This window comes from Arthrobacter sp. Helios, assembly GCF_023167125.1.
In the GTDB taxonomy this organism is placed as follows: Bacteria; Actinomycetota; Actinomycetes; order Actinomycetales; family Micrococcaceae; genus Arthrobacter_B; species Arthrobacter_B luteolus.
Genome location: NZ_CP095402.1, coordinates 3,454,567 through 3,473,789 on the forward strand (window position 1 = coordinate 3,454,567; position 19,223 = coordinate 3,473,789).

Annotated in this window: 19 protein-coding genes and 2 riboswitches; of the genes, 4 read left to right on the forward strand and 15 right to left on the reverse strand. The window is 66.0% G+C overall.

The genetic code is table 11. From position 1 onward, the window contains the following. Positions 1 to 109: 109 nt before the first annotated feature. The 8 genes from ArtHe_RS15855 to ArtHe_RS15890 all read right to left on the reverse strand — a co-directional run bounded on the left by ArtHe_RS15855 (position 110) and on the right by ArtHe_RS15890 (position 9,488). The gene (locus ArtHe_RS15855; RefSeq protein ID WP_066300881.1) at positions 110 to 937 is read right to left on the reverse strand and encodes an ABC transporter ATP-binding protein; all 828 of its coding nucleotides are present in this window, start codon (positions 935 to 937) and stop codon (positions 110 to 112) included. 240 nt (positions 938 to 1,177) lie between these two features. Continuing rightward, a complete protein-coding gene (locus ArtHe_RS15860) occupies positions 1,178 to 2,293 on the reverse strand; it encodes an alcohol dehydrogenase catalytic domain-containing protein (protein ID WP_248317807.1) in 1,116 nt (371 codons plus the stop codon). Then, positions 2,286 to 2,591 (reverse strand): putative quinol monooxygenase, encoded by a 306-nt coding sequence (locus ArtHe_RS15865; protein ID WP_248317808.1) that lies wholly within the window; start codon positions 2,589 to 2,591, stop codon positions 2,286 to 2,288. Before ArtHe_RS15865 ends, ArtHe_RS15860 begins: the two co-directional genes overlap by 8 nt. Then, on the reverse strand, positions 2,588 to 3,229 hold the full coding sequence (locus ArtHe_RS15870; protein ID WP_248317809.1) for a glycerol-3-phosphate responsive antiterminator: 642 nt from the start codon (positions 3,227 to 3,229) through the stop codon (positions 2,588 to 2,590). Before ArtHe_RS15870 ends, ArtHe_RS15865 begins: the two co-directional genes overlap by 4 nt. A gap of 36 nt (positions 3,230 to 3,265) precedes the next feature. Further along, a complete protein-coding gene (locus ArtHe_RS15875; protein ID WP_248317810.1) occupies positions 3,266 to 4,798 on the reverse strand; it encodes an FAD-binding oxidoreductase in 1,533 nt (510 codons plus the stop codon). Further along, positions 4,799 to 6,424: a glycerol-3-phosphate dehydrogenase/oxidase gene (locus ArtHe_RS15880; RefSeq protein WP_248317811.1), complete on the reverse strand. Its 1,626-nt coding sequence runs from the start codon at positions 6,422 to 6,424 to the stop codon at positions 4,799 to 4,801. 118 nt (positions 6,425 to 6,542) lie between these two features. Continuing rightward, positions 6,543 to 8,045, reverse strand: a complete 1,503-nt coding sequence (locus ArtHe_RS15885) for an FGGY family carbohydrate kinase (protein ID WP_248317812.1) — start codon at positions 8,043 to 8,045, stop codon at positions 6,543 to 6,545. Positions 8,046 to 8,054: 9 nt separating this feature from the next. Then, complete coding sequence (locus ArtHe_RS15890) at positions 8,055 to 9,488, reverse strand: MFS transporter (RefSeq protein ID WP_248317814.1); 1,434 nt, start codon at positions 9,486 to 9,488, stop codon at positions 8,055 to 8,057. Positions 9,489 to 9,732: 244 nt separating this feature from the next. Next, positions 9,733 to 9,847, forward strand: a riboswitch (SAM riboswitch). A gap of 36 nt (positions 9,848 to 9,883) precedes the next feature. Between ArtHe_RS15890 and ArtHe_RS15895 the strand changes: the two genes are divergently transcribed. Continuing rightward, positions 9,884 to 11,281 carry an LLM class flavin-dependent oxidoreductase gene (locus ArtHe_RS15895; RefSeq protein ID WP_248317815.1) on the forward strand — a complete coding sequence of 466 codons (1,398 nt, stop codon included), beginning with the start codon at positions 9,884 to 9,886 and terminating at the stop codon, positions 11,279 to 11,281. Between the two features lie 6 nt (positions 11,282 to 11,287). Here the strand turns inward: ArtHe_RS15895 and ArtHe_RS15900 are convergent, their stop codons facing one another. Genes ArtHe_RS15900 through ArtHe_RS15915 form a run of 4 tightly spaced genes read right to left on the reverse strand, consistent with a single transcriptional unit; the run spans position 11,288 to position 15,263 of the window. Continuing rightward, positions 11,288 to 12,037, reverse strand: coding sequence for an SDR family oxidoreductase (locus ArtHe_RS15900; protein WP_248317816.1), 750 nt, complete (start codon positions 12,035 to 12,037; stop codon positions 11,288 to 11,290). Continuing rightward, positions 12,021 to 12,719, reverse strand: coding sequence for a TetR/AcrR family transcriptional regulator C-terminal domain-containing protein (locus tag ArtHe_RS15905; protein ID WP_248317817.1), 699 nt, complete (start codon positions 12,717 to 12,719; stop codon positions 12,021 to 12,023). Before ArtHe_RS15905 ends, ArtHe_RS15900 begins: the two co-directional genes overlap by 17 nt. Before the next feature lie 49 nt (positions 12,720 to 12,768). Then, positions 12,769 to 14,181 carry an MFS transporter gene (locus ArtHe_RS15910; RefSeq protein ID WP_248317819.1) on the reverse strand — a complete coding sequence of 471 codons (1,413 nt, stop codon included), beginning with the start codon at positions 14,179 to 14,181 and terminating at the stop codon, positions 12,769 to 12,771. Between the two features lie 17 nt (positions 14,182 to 14,198). Further along, positions 14,199 to 15,263, reverse strand: coding sequence for an MBL fold metallo-hydrolase (locus ArtHe_RS15915; RefSeq protein WP_248317820.1), 1,065 nt, complete (start codon positions 15,261 to 15,263; stop codon positions 14,199 to 14,201). Between the two features lie 105 nt (positions 15,264 to 15,368). Between ArtHe_RS15915 and ArtHe_RS15925 the strand changes: the two genes are divergently transcribed. The 3 genes from ArtHe_RS15925 to ArtHe_RS15935 all read left to right on the forward strand — a co-directional run bounded on the left by ArtHe_RS15925 (position 15,369) and on the right by ArtHe_RS15935 (position 17,624). Then, positions 15,369 to 16,277 (forward strand): LysR family transcriptional regulator, encoded by a 909-nt coding sequence (locus ArtHe_RS15925; RefSeq protein ID WP_282568693.1) that lies wholly within the window; start codon positions 15,369 to 15,371, stop codon positions 16,275 to 16,277. Between the two features lie 70 nt (positions 16,278 to 16,347). Further along, on the forward strand, positions 16,348 to 17,121 hold the full coding sequence (locus ArtHe_RS15930; RefSeq protein ID WP_248317822.1) for an alpha/beta hydrolase: 774 nt from the start codon (positions 16,348 to 16,350) through the stop codon (positions 17,119 to 17,121). An 86-nt stretch (positions 17,122 to 17,207) separates the two neighbouring features. Continuing rightward, complete coding sequence (locus tag ArtHe_RS15935; RefSeq protein ID WP_248317823.1) at positions 17,208 to 17,624, forward strand: CoA-binding protein; 417 nt, start codon at positions 17,208 to 17,210, stop codon at positions 17,622 to 17,624. Here the strand turns inward: ArtHe_RS15935 and ArtHe_RS15940 are convergent. From ArtHe_RS15940 to ArtHe_RS15950, 3 genes are read right to left on the reverse strand one after another with little or no spacing between them, the layout of a single operon-like run. Next, complete coding sequence (locus ArtHe_RS15940; RefSeq protein ID WP_248317824.1) at positions 17,621 to 18,181, reverse strand: SAP domain-containing protein; 561 nt, start codon at positions 18,179 to 18,181, stop codon at positions 17,621 to 17,623. The genes ArtHe_RS15935 and ArtHe_RS15940 overlap by 4 nt on opposite strands. 5 nt (positions 18,182 to 18,186) lie before the next feature. Further along, entirely contained in the window at positions 18,187 to 18,504 is a 318-nt protein-coding gene (locus ArtHe_RS15945) for an SMR family transporter (protein ID WP_066300925.1), read from the reverse strand. Then, positions 18,504 to 18,851 carry an SMR family transporter gene (locus ArtHe_RS15950; RefSeq protein ID WP_248317825.1) on the reverse strand — a complete coding sequence of 116 codons (348 nt, stop codon included), beginning with the start codon at positions 18,849 to 18,851 and terminating at the stop codon, positions 18,504 to 18,506. The genes ArtHe_RS15945 and ArtHe_RS15950 overlap by 1 nt, the downstream gene beginning before the upstream one ends. A 262-nt stretch (positions 18,852 to 19,113) precedes the next feature. After that, a riboswitch (SAM riboswitch) is annotated at positions 19,114 to 19,215 on the forward strand. Positions 19,216 to 19,223 lie beyond the last annotated feature (8 nt).

The window sequence follows — 19,223 nt, forward strand, 5'->3', positions numbered from 1 at the left end:
CTGATGTGTGAGACAGGAGGATGCTGCGGGTTGGGGCTGCGTGCGGATACGGAGGACCCGCGGAATCCCGCCAGTGGGTGCCGGCGGGAGGGGGAAACGGGGTGGTCCGCTAGTGGCGGTCGACGCCGAGGCTCGCCAGGAGCTCGCCGCGCATTCGCGCCAGTTCGGCCGAGGCACGGTCCCGGGGACGGGCGCCCGGAACGGTGATGGTCTGGGTGATGGTGGCGCCGGGTTTGCCCGGTTCGCGGCCGAGGACGATGATGCGGTCCGCGAGCTGCAGCGCTTCGTCGACGTCGTGGGTCACCAGCAGGACGGTGGCCGGCGCGGCGCGGTGCACGTCCAGCAGCAGGTCCTGCATCTTCAGGCGGGTCAGTGCGTCCAAGGCGCCGAACGGTTCATCCAGCAGCAGCACCCCGGGCCTGCGGGCCAGGGCCCGTGCCAGGGAGGCGCGCTGGGCCATGCCGCCGGACACTGCGCGGGGCTGGTGCTTGGCGAAACTGTCCAGCTCCACCAGTTTCAGCAGCTCGGCAACCTTGGCCTTGCCTTCGCTGGCGCTGGTGCCTTTGGGCAGGCCGATCGCCACGTTCGCCTGCAGGGTCTGCCAGGGCAGCAGCCGGGGCTCCTGGAAAGCCACGGCACAGCGGTCATCGATGCCGCGGACGGCAGTACCGTCGATCCGCACGCTGCCGGTCGAGGCGGCGTCGAGCCCTGCGGTGGCACGCAGCAGCGTGGACTTGCCGCAGCCGCTGGAACCGAGGATGGCGAGGACCTCGCCGGGACGGACCTCGAAGTTGACGTCCCGGAGCACCACATGGGTACCGGCGCCAGAGCCGAAGCTGCGGCCAACGCCGTCGAAGGTTACGGACAGGGCGGTGTCTGGTGCTGTGCCCGCGGTGGCGGACACAGCATGGGACCCGGAGGAAAGTACTGCAGTCATTGAACACTCCATCGGTCCTGGCAGTAGCACCCTACGGAAAACGTCCTGGGCCGGCTTACCGGCCTCCTGCGACGTCCACCTCGTTATCGCCGCGCCTCAAGGAGGAAACGCGCCGACCAGGGTTGCTGCGGCTTCACTGATCCAGGTCTCTCAGCCGCTCGGGATGGTCAAGCCATAACTAAACGCCCTCGGGCTGCCCGCGGGCAAGTCCCGGCGTAACAATTCGCCGCGGCGGCTTCCTTAGGCGGTGAACAGGCGGCGCACCACCCTGCCCTCGGCGAGGGCATCGAGCCCTTCATTGATTTCCAGCAGCGGACGGGTGTCCGTATGCAGCAGTTCCACGGGCAGACGGCCTTCACGCCAGAGGTCAAGGTAGGCCGGGATATCGCGGACGGGCACGCAATCGCCCATGTAGGAACCCAGGAGGCGCAGGCCTTTTCCGGCGAACTGGAGGGCAGGAACTGACAGCTCCTGGTCGGGATGGGGCAGTCCCACGGAAACCAGCGCTCCGCCCCGGTCCAGCAGCGGCAGGCAGGCCTCCATCACGGCGGCGTTTCCGACGGCTTCCACCGCCACGTCCACTCCGGATTCGGTGTGGGCAGCAGTAAGGGCGGCAGCTTCTGCGGGAGACCCCACAAAGTGGGCGCCGCACTTTAGGGCCAGTTCACGCTTGGCCGGCAGGGGATCGATGGCCAGGACAGTGGTCTCCGAAACCTGCGCGGCTGCCATGACCGCCATTAGCCCCACGGCGCCCAGACCGAAGACGACGATGCTCTGGCCAGCCTGGAGCTGTGCCGTGTTGAGGACCGCGCCGATGCCCGTGAGCGCGGCGCAGCCAAACATGGCGGCAACATCCCACGGGACGTCGTCCTCGATGCGGACCAGGGATTCCCGTGCCACCACTGCGTACTCCGAAAAAGCGGAAACACCTAGGTGATGGTTGATCCTTGTCCCGGAAGCTGACCGCAGGAGCGGTTCGCCGTGCAGGAGCCGTCCCTCCGCGTTGGCTTCAGCGCCGCGGCTGCACAAAGCCGGACGTCCGGACCGGCAGCTGCGGCACGAGCCGCACGCCGGTACGAAGACCAGCACTACCCGGGTGCCCTCCGGCAGGTCCTGCACGCCTTCGCCCGGTTGGACGACGGTGCCGGCAGCTTCGTGTCCGAGTGCCATGGGGAGGGGCCGCTGCCGGGACCCGTCAATGACCGAAAGGTCGGAGTGGCAGAGGCTGGAACGTTCGATTTTCACCAGGACCTCACCCCGCCGCGGGGCGGGAACCGGGAGGTTCTCCAAAGCCAGCGGAGTGCTGGCGGCGTAGGGCCGGTCAGCACCTGATTCGTGGAGGACAGCGCTAAGCATCTGCTGAATCCTCGAAGCTCTGGATTCTGCGGTCCGCCAGCTTGGGGATGATCTGCGCTGCTCCGATCTCCTGGAAATGGCTTGTCTCCCGGTGTGCGGCGAAACCTGCAGCGTCGGTGTACTGCTCCAGGATGACGAAGTGGCTGGGGTCCTCGAGGTTCTGGAAGAACTCATAGGACAGGTTCGCGGGTTCAGTGCGGCTGGCAGCTGCGAGGGAGCCCAGCAGGCGGGCCACCGCCTCCTCCTCGCCGGGGTGCGTCTGGTAGTGGGCAATAACCTGGAAAAACGTGCGGGTCATAGGGTGTGCTCCTTGGCGGTGTTCGTTGCGGATGTCGGGGGCTTGGCGTCGGGCGCCCGGCGGACCGCCAGGTCCCAAAGCTCGGCTGCGCTGGTGGAAATCCCCTTGGCGCCTTCCTTCAAAGCAGTAGCCACGTCTCCGGCCGTCAGCACGAATCCGGCGGCGATAAACGGTGACAATCCGGCCAGCTCGCCGGCGGAGAGGTGTGAAACCACAGGCCATGGCATCAGCTGGACCAGATGCGGTTTGCTTTGTTCGATGGCGCTGCGGCTGCGTGGCAGGTTGGACCGGTCCGTGACGAAGACTTTCTGCATGGTCACCATCCCCATTTGGTTTGCGCGCTGGATCTGCGACGTCCGGGTGCTGACGATTGCTTTTGTGCCGATCTTCTTCAGGTACTCAAGGGCGCCTTTGTCCTGGCCCAGGCCCGAGCAGGCATCGATGTTGACGAAGGTGAACTTTCCCGCCTGGTCCAGTATCCGCAGTGCGCCTTCGAGCTGATGCAGCTCCAGGTGCGCCAGGATGCAGGTCCTGCAATCGGATGCAAGGAACCCGGGAACCGCCTCGATGCCGAACACGGAGGCGATAACGGGGTTTCGTGCCAGATGGAGCTCAAGCTCCGGGGGAAAATCGATCATTGCTCTATCCTCGTCCACGATGCCTGCCCGGGTTGGTTAGAGGCCCAGTTTGCCGGGGTTCAGCAGGTTCTGCGGGTCCAGTGCGGCCTTGACTGCGCGCAGCACCTCAAATCCGGTACCCAGCGAACGCTCCATGTAGGGAGCGCGGAGCAGCCCGACGCCGTGGTGATGGCTCAGGGTGGCATTGTGCCGCAGGATCACTTCGTTAGCCGCGTCCCAGGCCTGCCGGTACCAGACCCCGCGCTCGGCTACATCCACGTCGCCGCGCAGGGAGAAGTAGAGGCACGCACCGTCAACATAGGCATGGGACTGATGGGCGGATCCGGCGAGGGTTCCCGGAACGGCGTTAATGGCGGCAACCACGTCGTCATATACGGCCGGGAGGACGGCCCACGGACCGACCATCTCCAGGGTGTCCGCAACCAGTCCGGGGCTGCGCTTGAACCCCTCGGCGCTCTTTCCGGTGAGGTAACGGGTGTCGAGCCAGCGTTCAAAGATGGCGTCTGAGTCCAGTTCCGTGCCAGACTCTGCGCAGATCCGGTTGGCGATGGTGAGCCCGGCGTCGACCAGCTCCCGGGTCCCTTCATCCGCGATCAGCAGGACATTGGTCTCCGGGAGCCCGAACTGGAGTCCGCTTTCGAGTTCGTCGTAGAGCCGGAGCGCAGCGGGGGTGGCGCCGGCCTGCATGATCTGCCGGCAGGCTTCGAGCCCGTCGGCAAAGGACGCGAACCCATAGGCTGTGGCCCGGCCGAACCCGGGGAGGCGGTGCAGTTTGAAACGGACCCGGGTAATCACACCCAGGGTGCCTTCAGAACCGATGAAGAGCTGCAGTAGATCGGGTCCTACTGCTGCGCGTGCACTCTCGCCCAGGGTGACCAGTTCACCGCTGGCAAGGACCACGTCCATCCCGTAGACCATGTCCTCGATCTTGCCGTACCGGGTGGAGAGCTGCCCGGCTCCACGGCAGGCGACCCAGCCGCCAACCGTGCTGATGGCGTAGGACGAGGGCCAGTGCCCCATCGTCATGCCGTAGTCCCGCTGGATGGTTTCCTCGAAGATGTCGCCGAAGACGCCGGCTTCGACCTCGATGATCTGGCTGGCCTCGTCAAAGGACACGAACTTGTCCAGCCCGCACACATCCAGGACGATTCCGCCGGCGACGGGCAGTGCTGCGCCCGTAACGTTGCTCCGCCCGGCTGAGACGGTGACCGGCAGGGATGCCTGTCCGGCGATCCGCATAACGGCCTGGACCTGCTCGGTACTGGAAACGTGAACGATCACCGATTCAGGGGTGGCCGGGCGGCCGCCGGTTTCGGCGATCATCGTCCCGGCCCACCAATCACGGGTACCGTCCCGGACCAGCCCGGGATCGGTGACGACCTTGTCAGCTGCGGCTGCGAGGAGCTCCAGTGTCTGCGCATCAACGACGGCCGGCGCGGGCGAAGAGAAGTACGGTTCCCCCGAGAGTCCGGCTCCGTCAAGGCCTGCCGCGTAGCCGGGCTGGCTGGGCGCACCCACCGTGTAGTTTCCCCGGTTGTACCCCCGCTTGACTGCTTCTTTGCTGATCATTTACTTGGCTCCCATCAGGATTGCTCGTTCATGTGTGGTCTGGTTCTTGTAGTCGGCTACCTGGGCGTCGATGACGCTGGCGGGAAGGTCGAGTTCCTTCATCAGCAGGGCGCCCACCCTGGGCGCAGCGGCAGCGGAAGCGTCACGGGCCATAATGCGTGCGCGTGTACGCCGGGAGAGGATGTCGTCAACGCTCCGGGCCATCTCATGGCGGGCCGCGTAAACAACTTCGGCCTCCAGATAGGGCAGGCCTTCGACGATGGGACGGTCGAGGGAAGGATCAGCGGCCAGGATGTCCGTGACAAACCGGGACTCCGTCCCGTAGCGCTCGCCCAGATGAGCTGCCAGGCCGCCGGATGCCACGACGGCCTCGGCGTCATATCCGGCTCCGCCCAGCAAGGGGGCGCCGGTTGTGCGGCAGCGCCGCCGCTGTCCCAGGACCTTCTGAGCTGCGTCGACTGTCTGCTCAGCCATGTGCCGGGATGTCGTCAGTTTGCCGCCGACAACTGTGACCAGGCCGTCCTGGTCGGTGCGGATCTCATGATTGCGCTTAACCTCGACCGTTTTTCCTCCCGGCGGAGCCACCAGCGGACGGCATCCGCCAATGCTGCCCAGGACGTCCTCGGCTTCGAGGTCAAGGTTCAGGGCGCTGCGGGCACCGTCGAGCAGGAAATCCATTTCCTCCCGGGTGCAGTTCACATCGTCGAGGTCTCCGGCGTAGTCCTCATCCGTGGTCCCCAGATAGGCGGTGTTGCCCCAGCGGGTGATCGTGGCCCGCCTGGTGCGCCCGGGCACCGGAATCGTCACGGTGCAGTCGTTGCGGATCTTGCTCCACGGCACAGCGATATGCACGCCCTTGGCCGGGCGGATACTCGGGGCGTCGGCATCCTTGCCCGCGCCGTTCCAATCCCTGAGCCACGCGCCGGTTGCGATGACGACCACCGAGGCACGCACCCGGACCTCACGCCGGTCCACAGCCACCGTCACGCCGTCGACCTTCCCTCCACTGCGGGTCACGTCCGTGACCTTGGCACCGTTGAGCACGGTTGCCCCATGGAACGCAGCGGTCCGGGCCAGTGCCAGGGTCAGCCGGGCGTCATCGGCCCTGGCGTCGTAGTACATGAACCCACCGTCCAGCTTTTCCCCCTTGAACGTGGGGCAGTGGGAGAGGACTTCTGCCTTGCTGAGCTTCTGGTGCAGGACTCCTTCCCGCCACCCGCCGGCCAGGTCGTAGGTCCAGAGCAGGCTTTCAAAACCGGCTGCGAGGCGCCGGTCGAAGATGCCCTCTTCGGAAAGCACCGGAAACAGGAACGGCAGCCGCTGGACCAAATGGGGAGCGTTCTTACGGAGCCGCTGGCGCTCCAACAGGGAATGCCGGACCAGGGGCAGGTTTCCCTGCTCGATGTAGCGGAGCCCGCCATGGATCATCTTGGAGGACTTGGAGGAGGTCCCGGACGCGAAATCGTCCTTTTCCAGAAGGGCTACACGGTAGCCCCGCAGTGCTGCGTCCATGGCCGTGTAAGCACCCGTTACACCGCCGCCAACAATAACGATGTCAAAACGTCCGGTTTCAAGTGCTGCCAGCTGTTCTTTTCGTTCCAGCTTCAGCGGGGTTTCGGAGACCATTCGGGTCCGGTTTGTCTTTGGTTTACGTGCGGGAAAAGAGATCATGGATATATTTCTTTCTGCTGCAATTTAGTGCAATTAGTGCAAACGAAATGGGCTTCACGGCACCGGGTGCGGCTTAGCGCGCGACCTGCTCAAGTTCCCGGTCAATGTGCCTGGCCCACATGCTTCGCCGTTCTTCCCGCTCGGATGCGGAGATGGCCGGTTCGAACCGTTCGCCCGGCCCCAGGGCGCGGGCCGCTGTTTCGAGCGATTCCCACAGGAGCCCGTCGGCACCGGCCAGAAACGCAGCACCGCGGAGGCTTGCCGTACCGGTGGCGGGCATCCGCCGCATCGGAATCCCGGTGAGGTCAGCCTGCATCTGGATGAGTGGATCGCTGCCGGACATTCCACCGCCCACCCGGATCTCCGTGACCGATACCCCGGCGACTTCTTCGTTCGCGTGAACGCTGCTCGCCACGGAGTGGGCAATGCCTTCCAGGACGGCGTACGCCACCTCGGACCTGCTGGTAGCCATGGAAAGTCCGCTCAGGGACGCCCGGACCCTCGGCTCTACGACCGGGACCCGGATACCCGTCAGTGCGGGAACAAACATCACGCCGTTTGCCCCGCTGGACAGGGCAGCCAGCTCGCTGATCTGCACGGCGGACTCGAACCAGCCCAAGGAACCGCAAAGCCAGTCGAGCGCCGACCCGGTGGTGGCAGTGAAGGTCTCCACCGCGTAAACGCTGCGATGGTTGCGGCGCCACCCAGTGAGGGTCAGGGTCCCGTCATAGAGACCGGGGTTTTCGGGCAGGCGGGGTCCGGTGACCAGGTCAACGAAGCTGCCCGTGCCGTGAACGCACATGGCCTGGCCGGCATCCAGGCAACCCAGTCCCACGGTGCCGGCATGCTGATCACCCACCGCTGCCCGGATGGGCAGCTCGAGTCCGAGAAGCCGCGGATCGGTATGTCCGAGCTCGTCTGCGTCCTGGCGGAGCTCCGGGAGGATCTCCACCGGGAATTCCAGGGCTTCGATCCAGGGGATTTCATACCGGTGCTCAGCGAGCACATAGGCGCCGGCGGACGTGGCATTGGTGGACGTAGCCACGTAGGCGCGTTCCCTGGTGAGGTTCCACAGCAGCCAGGTTTCCATGGTGCCGAAACCGAGCCGTTTTGCCGTGTAGGCCTCGGCCACAGCCGGGCTGTCCCGCAGGTGATGGGCTGCCCACAGATACGGGGAGCGAACTCCAGCGGGACGGCCGACCGTCTGGATCAGGTGTTCGTTCCAGGTGCTGCCCAGGGCCTCGAGCCCCGTCGCGTGGCGGGTGTCCTGCCACACCATGGCCGGCACCAGGGGATGACCGGAGACGGTATCCCAAAGCACCGCCGTCGCCCGCTGGGTGGCGATGGCAGCTGCCTTGAGCTCGTAGCCCGCTTCCGCGGCACGCTGGACGACGATTCGGCATACTTCCAGCGTCTTGGCCAGGATTTCCCCGGCATCCTGTTCCACTACCCCGGCACGGGGAGTGGAGACCTGGAGGCGCCGGTACTCCTCGCCGTGGACCATCCCGTCCGCGGTGACCCAGGCTGCCCTGGTCCCCGTGGTGCCTTCGTCGATGGATAGGATCGCCGGCTGCATCCGTGCCATCTAGACCCGTGCCGTTTCGTTTCGGACCTGGTCACTCCGGAACTGCGGAGCATTCTCTTCTTCATCCGGGCTGACCGCTGCGCGGGTGGGATCCCATTTGATCACCGAGCAAACGATGCAGGCGATCAGCGGTACGGCGGAAAGGATCAGGAAGGTGGGTCCGAGGCCAAGGTCCTGCTTGAGGATGGGGAAGACGAGCAGGCCCAGAGCCGCTCCGGTGCTGCCAAGCGCCCCGATAACACCGTTGGCTCCCGCTCGCAGTTCGCTGCGGAAGGACAGGGTGGAGATGCTCTTGCCGTTGGCGCCGGGCCCGCCGGAGTGGAACAGGATGAACAGGGACGGGATCAGGAAGGCCAGGAAGATCGGCAGGCTCTCGTAGAAGGCTCCCAGTATCACCAGCATGATGAAGACGGCGCCGAAGCCGACTGCTGAGGCCTTGCGCAGGCCGATTTTCCTGCCGATCATCGGCGAAAGGAAGCCGCCGACGATACCAAATAGGTTGAAGACAAGCGCGCCCAATGTGGCCACCACGAAGTCTTCACCGAACAGGGTGAGGCTAATAATCGGCAGGTACCAGCCGACGGCGAAATACTGGATGGACTGCCCCATCTGGATGGTGGCAGCGAGGATCGTCCGTGGAAGGTAGATTCCACGGAAAATCAGCGCGATGTTGGCGAAACCCTTTGTCGCCTGGTTCAGGATCGGGGAGCGGTCTTCGACGGGCGCTGCAGTGAAAGGCTCACCATAAATCTTCGTCATGGAGGCGGCCGCCTTTTCAAGCAGGCCCTTCCGGGCTGCCCAGGTGGGGCTTTCGACCATAAAAGCGAGCTGGGCGACAAAGAGGGCCAGGGCCACGATGCCCGCTGAGCCGACGGCGTAGCGCCAGATCGATTCTCCGACACCCATGTTGTAGAACAGGATGGCCAGAATCAGGTTGGAGCTCACCGCGGTGTACCAGATGCCCTGCCAGGTGTTCAGGCGGCTCTTGAACCGGGCGGGGGTAAATTCTGCCAACAGGGCCATGGCGATCGCAAAGTCGATGCCGTAGGCGGCACCCACGAAGAAGCGTCCCACCAGCACCAGCTCGAAAGCGGGTGCAAAGGCGGCCAGGCCGGCGCCGATCAGCGCCAGGAACTTAGCGAAAACCAGTGGAGGAATGCGGCCCCAGCGGTCCGCCATCCAACCGCCAATCGGATTGAACACGATGGCGACCCAGGATGCGAGGGACGTCAGGATGGCAACCTGGGTGGCGCTCAGCTCCAGGTCCCTGGTCATGGGTCCAAGGCCGGCGCTCAGCGCAGAGTTGGAAAAGGCGTCTAGGAACAGGCCGCCCAGCGCGAGCCACCAAATGACCCCGGCCCGGCCCGCTATCTTGGGGCGGGCGTCAATGTAAGAAACTACGTCGTGCACGCCGCGGAGTGTAAAACTCGACATTATGGCCGACCTCTCTGTCGGGATTGCTCCTGTCAGAGACCACGGCCCAATAGAAACGCAAAAAGGGCAAGAAAAGACCTCCAACAGGAAGTCTCTATTCTTGCCCTGATAAATGTGATCTTAGACGCATAATGCCGTTTGTGGCAATACCCAGCCAGCGCTCTTTCCGAACCCGGGCATTACGCCGCGTGACACCCCGCAGCTTGCGCGCCACCGGGGGCGGTGTTCCATACTGGGCGGGCAGGATCATGAGTCCCAACGCGAAGCTCTGGCTGGTTGGGCGGCAACCCTCTCCCGTGGCGGGGTGCCCCAGATGACGATCCGGTCGCAGGCGCATCAGCCTGCGGCAAGTACGGCGCTCCTTCGACGGTGCGTCAAACCGGAAAAGGACTTCCATGGCCAATTCGCCCGCACCCCGACAGATCCGCTTCAACGCCTTCGACATGAACTGCGTGGGCCACCAGTCGCCCGGCCTGTGGCGCCACCCCGAGGACCAGTCCTCCCGGTACAACGACATCCGCTACTGGACCGAGCTGGCCAAGACCTGCGAACGCGGGCTTTTCGACGGCATTTTCATCGCCGACGTGCTGGGCACCTACGACGTTTACGGTTCCTCCAACGAGGCCACGCTGCGCCAGGGCACCCAGGTGCCGGTCAACGATCCGCTGCTGCTGGTCTCCGCCATGGCCCTGGTCACCGAGAACCTGGGCTTCGGCGTCACCGCCGGCACCGCGTACGAACACCCGTACCCGTTTGCCCGCCGGCTCTCCACCCTGGACCACATTACGAACGGCCGGGTCGGGTGGAACGTGGTCACCGGCTACCTGCCCTCCGCCGCACGGAACATGGGCCAGGAAGACCAGCTGGAGCACGACGAGCGGTACAACCACGCCGACGAATACCTGGAAGTGGTCTACAAGCTGCTCGAAGGCTCCTGGGAAGACGACGCCGTGGTCCGGGACCGCGAAACGGGTGTCTTCACCGACCCCTCCAAGGTCCATGACATCAACCATGAGGGCAAGTACTTCAAGGTCCCCGGCATCCACATTTCCGAGCCCTCCCCGCAGCGGACCCCGGTGATCTTCCAGGCCGGCGCCTCGCCGCGCGGCATCGCGTTCGCGGCCGAGAACGCCGAGGCTGTGTTCGTGGGAGCCCCGACCGTGGAGAAGCTGAAGGCCACCGTCACCAAGATCCGCGACGCCGCCGAAGCGGCCGGCCGGGACCGCTACTCGATCCGGATCTACACGCTGCTGACAATCATCACGGCCGCGACCGCCGAGGAAGCCGAAGCCAAGCACCAGGACTACCAGCGCTACACCAGCGACGAGGGCGCACTCGCCCTGATGTCCGGGTGGATGGGGGTGGACCTCTCCACCTACAACCTGGATGAACCGCTGGGCAACGTGGAGTCCAACGCCATCCAGTCCGCCGCCGCGAACTTCCAGAAGGTGAAGGACGACGGCGAGCCCTGGACCGTGCGGGACATCGCCGAATCCGCCGGGATCGGCGGGCTGGGCCCGCGGCTGGTGGGTTCCGGTGCCGAAGTCGCCGAGGAGCTGATCCGCTGGGTCGAGGAAACCGACGTCGACGGTTTTAACCTGGCCTACGCCGTCACCCCCGGGACGTTCGAGGATGTGGTGGAGTTCGTTGTGCCGGAGCTGCAGCAGCGCGGCGCCTACCCCTCCGGGTACGCGCCCGGAACGCTGCGGAACAAACTCTTCGGCGCCGGCGACAAACTGCCCGAAACCCACCGGGGCGCCAGGTACCGCTTCGCCCCGGCGGTCAACGGCTAGGGCAGGCTAGTACAGCTTGATGGAACCGCCGTCGGCCATCAGCGTCTGGCCGGTCATGTACTTGGACTGTTCGCTGGCCAGGAACACAACGATCGGTGCGATGTCCGTTTCGGGATCGCCGAGGCGGCCCAGCGGGACGGCATCCACGACTTCCTGGTAGGCCTCGGGGAAGGCCTGGCTCCACTGAACGATGCCCGGCGTCAGGGCAATGGGGGAGACCACGTTGACGCGGATGCCGTCCGCAGCCCACTCATTGGCAGCGGTCCGGGAGATGGCGCGGATGGCTTCCTTCGCCGCGGCGTAGGTTGCCTGGTTCGGCAGGCCCTTCATGCCGGCGCCCGAAGCGAAGTTGACGATGCTGCCGCGGGTCTTCTTCAGCTCCGGGTACGCGGCGCGCATCAGGTGGAACGTCGCCATGGTGCCCGTGCCGAAGGAGAGGTCCCACATTTCCTGGGTGGTCTCCATGATCGGCGCCTGTTTGGAGGCATGGGCGTTGTTGACCAGGATGTCCAGGGCGCCGAAATGCGCCACGGTTTCGGCCACGATCGCGGCGGCATTCTCCTCCTTGGAGATGTCCTTGGCGATGAAAATGACATCGCCCAGGCCGTCGAGGTCAGCCAGGAGCTGGTCGCCCTGGGCCTGGTCGATGTCGACCACGGCCACCTTCGCGCCCTCGGACAGGAACCGGCGGACAATTCCGCGTCCGATTCCGCCGGCACCGCCGGTGATGATTGCAGTCTTATCCTTCAGTTGCATTTTCTTCCTTCCATGAAACCGGGCGCATTGCGGAGCCGGGGAATTGGCCAAGCGCCTGTTCGACGCCGCGGATGAAGTTGGCGACGACGAAGTCCAGAGAGCGGCGGGAAGCTGCGGAGCTGATGCCCTGGTCCTGGAACCGGGCCGCCAGCGGGAACCGTGCCACGGCCCCGGAGTTCCACTGCGCATGGTCGTCAGGTCCGGACTGTTCGGGGCCGGACTGCGCCGCCGCCGTGATTGAGGCTGTGCCGATAACAGCCGCGGAGATCCCCAGCAGGCAGTCGAAGCCCTGCTCCTCGGTGATGCCGGCGCCGCGCAGCCGGGCGAGCAGCAGCTCCACCTCACCCGGTGTCGCCAGGTTCACCAGCCGGCGGGGGGTCAGCACGATGTGCAGCAGCCAGGGATGGGCCTGGAACGCCTGCCACTGGGCGTCGGCCATGTGTTCAAGCGTTGCCTGCCAGGTGGCCACGCCGGGAGGCAGGAGCGCGAAGTCCTTGGCGGCGTCGGCCATCAGCAGCAGGAGGGCGCGGCGGTCCGCGACATGGCGGTAGAGGGCCATCGCAGAGACGCCCAGCGTCCCCGCCACCCGGCGCATGCTGACGGCGTCCAGTCCCTCGGCGTCGGCAATCCGGACGGCGGCAGCGGCAATGGTATCGGGGTGCAGCGGGAGGGACCGGGCCATCGGCACCCCTTTCGTAAACGTCGGTGTTTACAGTGTATACCTCGTTTGTTTACGGTGTACGCACAGGTTCGGCAGACGCCGGGGCGGGCTCTGGCTCCTCCCCGGGAGCCGGGGCGGCACCCGGACTGTCGAGTTCCTGGATGTCCTCTCCGGAACGGTCCTTGGCTGCCAGGAGCGAGATCAGCGACACCGCGGAGAACGCCGTCCACAGCCCGGCGACCAGCCACAGGGATCCGCCGCCGGCGATCACCAGGGCGGTGGCGATCATGGGGGTGAATCCGGCTCCGAGGGTCGCCGCCAGCTGGTAGCCGATCGAGGCGCCGGAATAGCGTACGGAGGTGGGGAACAGTTCGCCGGCAAAGGCGCCGTAGGGTCCCGAGGTGAAGCCCTGCACCACCGAAAGCCCCAGGAAAATGGCCAGCATAAAGGCCACGGTGGAGCCCATGTCCAGCAATGCCATCACGGGGAAGGCCAGGATCATGGCCCCAATGTTGCCCCAGATGAGCACGCGGCGGCGGCCCATCCGGTCCGAAAGCTTAGACGCCACAATGATCACGAGGATGGTGCTGACTCCGCCGAGGGCCTTGATGTTCAGCACTTCGGTCTGGGCCAGGACCGCCTGCTGGACGGCATAGGAGATGGCCCAGGCTCCCATCAGGCCCTGGGCCATCTGTCCGGACAGGCCGGCGCCGACGGCGATGAGCAGGGCCTTGGGGTGCTCCCGGAACAGCTCGGCGGCGGGAACACGGCGCTTCTTCGCCTCGGCCTTGGCCGAAAGCTCGCTGAAGATCCGGGATTCGGAGACCTTCATGCGGATGAAAATGGCCAGGCCCATCAGGACGGCGGAGAGCAGGAAGGGAATACGCCAGCCCCAGGACAGGAACTGCTCCTGCGGCAGGGTGGACATGGCCGAAAGCATCAGGGTGCCGAGGATGGTGCCGGCCGGGGCGCCCATGTAGGCGAAAGCGGAGGCGAACCCGCGGGATTCCTTCTTGGCGTTCTCGAAGGCCAGCAGCATGGCCCCGCCCCACTCCCCGCCGACGGCGATGCCCTGGAACAGGCGCAGGGTCACCAGCAGGATCGGCGCCCATACGCCCACCTGTTCACTGGTGGGCAGCAGCCCGATCAGGGTGGAGGCGATGCCCATCATGAGCACTGTGGTGACCAGGATGGTTTTGCGTCCTACCCGGTCGCCGAGGTGGCCGAAGATGATGCCGCCCAGGGGTCGTGCGACATATCCGACGGCGAGGGTGCCGAAGGAGACGAAGATGGCGACCTGCGGGTCCATGCCGGCGAAGAAGACCTGGTTGAAGACGATGCCGGCGGCGGTGGCATAGAGGATGAAGTCGTAGTACTCGACGGCGGTGCCAAGGAAGCTGGAAAGCAGGATCCGGCGCATTTCACGCGGGGAGGCGTGGTAGCTGCCGGCCGGGGTGGCGGGGATGCTGGGCTGGGTGCTCATGGAGTTTTCCTCGAATCCTAGAAGGCGGCGGCTGGGGCGCCGGAGACGGATGGGCAGGCGGCACCCTTGCCGCTGCCGAAGGGGATGACGGCCAGGTCATCGGGGATGCTGAGGTTTCCGGCGAACGTTGTGCGGGCTTCGGCCCAGGCTTCGGGTGGGGAATAGCTCGGCACCAGGTGGTGCAGCGCGAGGTGCCGCACTCCGGCTTCGGCCGCAATCCGGCCGGCCTCCGCAGCGGTGGTGTGGGCGCGGCGGTGGTGGTCCATGGTGGCCTGGAGCATCTGTGCGTCCGTGTACTGGCGGGCCAGGAGGTCCAGGTTGATGGCCTCGTGCAGCAGCAGGTCCGTGCCGCGGGCCAGCCGCACCATGTTGGGGCAAGGTGCTGTGTCTCCGGAAATGGTCACCGAGCCGGACCCGGAGTCGAAACGGAAGGCAAAGGCAGGGGCGGTGGGGTGATGATCGACCAGGACCGCGGTCACGCTGACGTTCCTGTCCCGGAAGATTTCAATGGGTTCCATGTCCGGGGTGACGTTGTTGTCCGGATCAAACCCGAGGCTGGCCGGCAGGTTGATTTCGCGGGGCTGGAACTGCTCGGCCGGGCTTTTAACCAGGGAATCGAAGATCCTGTCGTTGCAGTCGGTGGCGTAGGCGGCCAGCAGGCCCTCGACCAGTCCGGCGACTCCCGGCGTCGGCCGTTCCGGCGCAACGGGAACCGGCACCTCGGTGGCCCGCGGCGACAGCGGCGGCAGTTTGCCCCGGTCGCCCGGACCGATCACGGGGATCGGACCCCGCGGTGTGTTCTTCAGTTCGAAGGCGCCGAACAGCAGCAGGGAGGGCAGGTCCACGGTGTGGTCGGAGTGCATGTGGGTGATAAAGATTCCGCCGAGGTTGGCCATGTCCAGGCCGGCGGCGTTGGCCTGGCGGCCCGCGCCCTGGCCGCAGTCCACGAGGTACCAGGTGCCGTTGACGACCACCGCCGTTGCGATTCCGAAGCGCGGGGTGCCCTGATGGTCCTTCCACCAGCGGGGGCCGCCCGCGGTGCCGAGGGTGATCACATGCGGGAGTGAATCGTTGACAGCCATAGGGGTTGCTCCGTGGGATTGCTGGTTTGTGGGTTTCCTCAAGGATGGTGTCCTGCATCACATTTACCTAGCTATAATTACTGGCCAGACCCATAAGATGTCCTTATGAGCGAAATCACACTCCGCCAGCTTGAGTACTTCGCGGCCGTTGCGGAGACCCAGTCCATCACTGAGGCGGCACGCCGCTGCCATGTCTCGCAGGCGGCGGTGAGCCTGGCGCTGTCCCAGCTGGAGCAGGCACTCGGCGTGACTCTGGCTATCCGGCGGCGGGGCAAGGGAGTGGCCCTGACCCCGGAAGGGCAGGTGGCAGCCACCCGGGCCCGGCAGATGGCGGACCAGGTCACGGATCTGGCAGCGGTGCTCGATCAGGTGCACGGCCAGTTGTCCGGCCGTCTCGTCATCGGGGTGTTCAGGACGTTGGCCATGCATGCCATTCCGGCGCTGGTTGACTGGTTCACCACGCGGCATCCGCAGGTCGCGCTGGACTTCGTAGAAGGCAGCGGCCCCGATATCCAGGAGGCCATGCTGGCCGGGCGGCTCCACCTGTGCGTGGTGTACGAGGCTCAGGTGCTGCCCGACTGCTCGGCCGAGCTGCTCAAGGAGACCCGCCGGCAAGCCGTCCTCAGCCCGGACCACCCCCTGGCCGGACAGCCTGCGGTGAGCCTGGCGGAGCTGGCCCCCTTCCCCGCAATCCTCATGGACGAGGAGCCGGCGCTCCAGCGGACCATCGCCGAATTCGCCCGGGCGGGCGTGGAACCGAATGTCCGCTGGCGCTCGGCGAGTGTCCAGGCCATTCACAACGTGGTCGGCCGGAACCTGGCGTATGCCCTGCTGATGCAGCCGGCTCCGGTCAGTCCGGAGGGACGGCCGCTGGTCTTCCTGCCGCTGGCCGGGAACAGCCGGGCCAATTCCGTGATGGCCGCACTGCCCGCAGGGGTGACCCGCAGCGCCCTGGTGGAAGAGTCGTTGGCCGCGCTCCGCGCCCACTGGCAGCCGGAGGCACCAGCCCATTGACCCTGCCCGAAGGCCCTCCTACCGTGGAATGACGGCCGCCAGCGGCCCCAACTCCAGTGAAGGAGAAGCCATGGACCCCTCAGCCGGCGCCTCGGGGCGCGTGCTGTCCGCCGATGGAACACCGATTGCCTGGGAGCGGCACGGGGACGGTCCTCCCCTGGTGGTGGTGGACCCGATCATGATGGACCGGACCACCTCGGGAATGGCCGGTGTCGCCGAGCGGCTTGCCGCGGGCCACACGGTCTACACCTATGACCGGAGGGGAAAGGGTGAAAGCGGGGACGGAGAGGAATACACGGCCGAATCCGAAGTCGACGATCTCCTGGCCGTCGTGGAAACTGCCGGCGGAACAGCGGATCTGCTGGGAACCTCCTCCGGAGCGATCCTGGCACTGCGCGCGGCGTCAGAATCCGCCGTGATCTCCAGCGTCGTGGCCGTCGAACCGCCGCTGTCCAGTGACGGCAGCTCCGGAGCGGACATCCGGCCCCAGCTCGCAGCACTCATCGAAGCCGATGACCGGGCCGGCGCGATCCGGCTTTTCCAGGAGTCCATCGGGGTCCCCGACGAGCTGATCCGTTCCTCCGAGCCCAGCCCGTTTGAACCTGCCGCGCACACCATTTCCTATGACCTCACCCTGATGATCGACACCGATGTCCGCAGCCTGACCGGAGTTCGGGTTCCGGTGCTGGTCCTGGCCAGCAGCGGCAGCGACGAACGGCTGAAGGACTGGGCGCGGAATACCGCTGAGCTGCTCCCCGAAGGATCCTTCCAGCTCCTGACGGGCGGATGGCACGGCATCGAAGACGCCGAACTGGCCGCCGCCGTCGAGGCTTTCCTCGCCTAGGACGTGAAGCGGCCCCTCCACCGCCGGCGCTGCCGGCGCGTAAGGTAAGAATGTCTTCAGCACGACCGACCGGAGGAAGCGGCCACATGACGCACCGTAACGATCCCGAGGTCATTTCCCGGCTGCTCTCCGCCCGGGGCCGATGGGCCGTGGTGGGGTTGTCCAACAACCCGATGCGCCCTGCCGTGGGCGTCTCCCGGTTCATTCAGGAGACGCTGGGGATGGAGATCATTCCGGTTAACCTCAAGGGCGAGGACGTCCACGGAAACAAGGGATACACCCGCCTCGCCGAAATCCCCGGCCAGATCGACGTCGTTGATTGTTTCGTGAACTCCGCGAGGGTGGGCAGCATTGTGGACCAGGCCATCGAGGCCGGCGCCAAGGCCGTCTGGCTGCAGCTCGGTGTGGTTGATGAAGCTGCAGCCCAGCGCGCGCACAACGCCGGGCTCGACGTCGTGATGGATACCTGCCCGGTGATCGAAGCCGGGCGCTACGGACTCTAGGGCAGCCGCTGGTCTACAGGCAGGGAGCGGTGGGCCTTCCAGGCCGCAAGCATCTGCTGCCGGGTACCGCCCGGATTGCGGGTGTGCCAGTCGCGGGAGAAACGGTTCAGCTCAAACTGCGCCCCAATCGGGCGGGCAGCGCTGTCCCGGGTGGCATGCCAGTGGTCGAGCGCAGCGCCCATGGTTGCCGTGCCGTCATTGCCGGCGAAGAATTCCCGCATGGGTGCGTCGAACCGGAACCCGGGGCCCAGGGCGTTAACGAAGAAGTCGCGCAGGACCTGGCTGCAGGGGTGCCCGGCCGGGACCACGGTGTGGATGGTCAGCGGGGGCAGCAGGCGGCGGGCACTCTCCTTCCTGGCGGCCGGGGCAGGCACGGCCGGAAGGGGCTTGCCGTCCAGGAACGCCGCGGTCCGCCCGGCCAGAATTTCCTTGGATCCCGAAGCGGGCAGCCCCTGGCTTCGGGCAAAGGCCTGCAGCTCCTCCTTGAGCCAGTACCAGCGGCGGAACTCTGCCCCGCTCAGGGCGGGGGTGAGCGCGGGGCGTTCGGAAAGAGTCACGCCTCCTATCCTCCCGCACCGATCTCCACGAGGAGCACACCGCCGATGATCAGGACGATGCCCAGCCCCATCAGCCAGGTCAGGGGCTCCTTGAAAAGGATCCGACCCAGGACCGCGGTCAGCGCCACGCCGGCAGCGGCCCAGATTCCGTAGGCAACACCCAGGGCCATCCCATCGGCCAGGGTGAGGGCCAGCATGGTGAAGGCCACCAGATAGCCCGTGAGAACACCGGCGTACCAGCGCTTGTTGTCCAGGGACATCCGCAGGCACAGGGTGCCGCCCACCTCGAAGACGATGGCGGTGCAGAGGAAGAGCCACGCCATTACGCCTCTCCTCCTGACCGCTTCTCTGCCGCCTGCCGTCCCAGCTCCACGCAGAGGACGCCGGCCATGATGGCCAGGATGCCCAGGGCCATCAAGGGGGTCACGGGCTCCGCGAACAGGAAGAAGGACATCACGGCGGTCAGCGCGACGCCGGCAGCTCCCCAGATTCCGTAGGCCACGCCCAGCGGCATTCCGGTCCGCAGCGTGGCCGAAAGCAGCACGAAGGCGCCCACATAACCGGTCACGACGACGGCGTACCAGCCGGGTGCGGAGAGCGCGCCTTTCAGCGAGAGGGAGCCGGCAACCTCCAGCAGGATGGCAGACCCAAGGAAAAGCCAGCCCCTCATGCGGGGTCCGGACCGGCAGCGGCGGATGCTGCCCGGGAATCCGCCCGGGAAGGGCAGGGAGAGAGTTCGGAAAACGGCACAAAACCATCCTGCCCTACCTGTGGCAGCCGGCTGGCTGCCGCCCCGGAGCGCAGGAAACGCCCCCGTTCCCGTGACGTCACAAAGCCGTAGTGTGACGCCCGGTGCGTCACAGAGCGACGCGCCGGGCCATACACGGAAATCTTCTTGTCCATCCGGGTCCTCCCCGGCTTTTATGGACCCATAACCATCCAGAGCGGCTGAGAGACCTGGCTCCATGACGCCGCAGCAACCCCTTCCGTAATCCTGCGAAGGAGAGGGGTGCTACCGCCAGGACCGATGGAGAAGCACCCG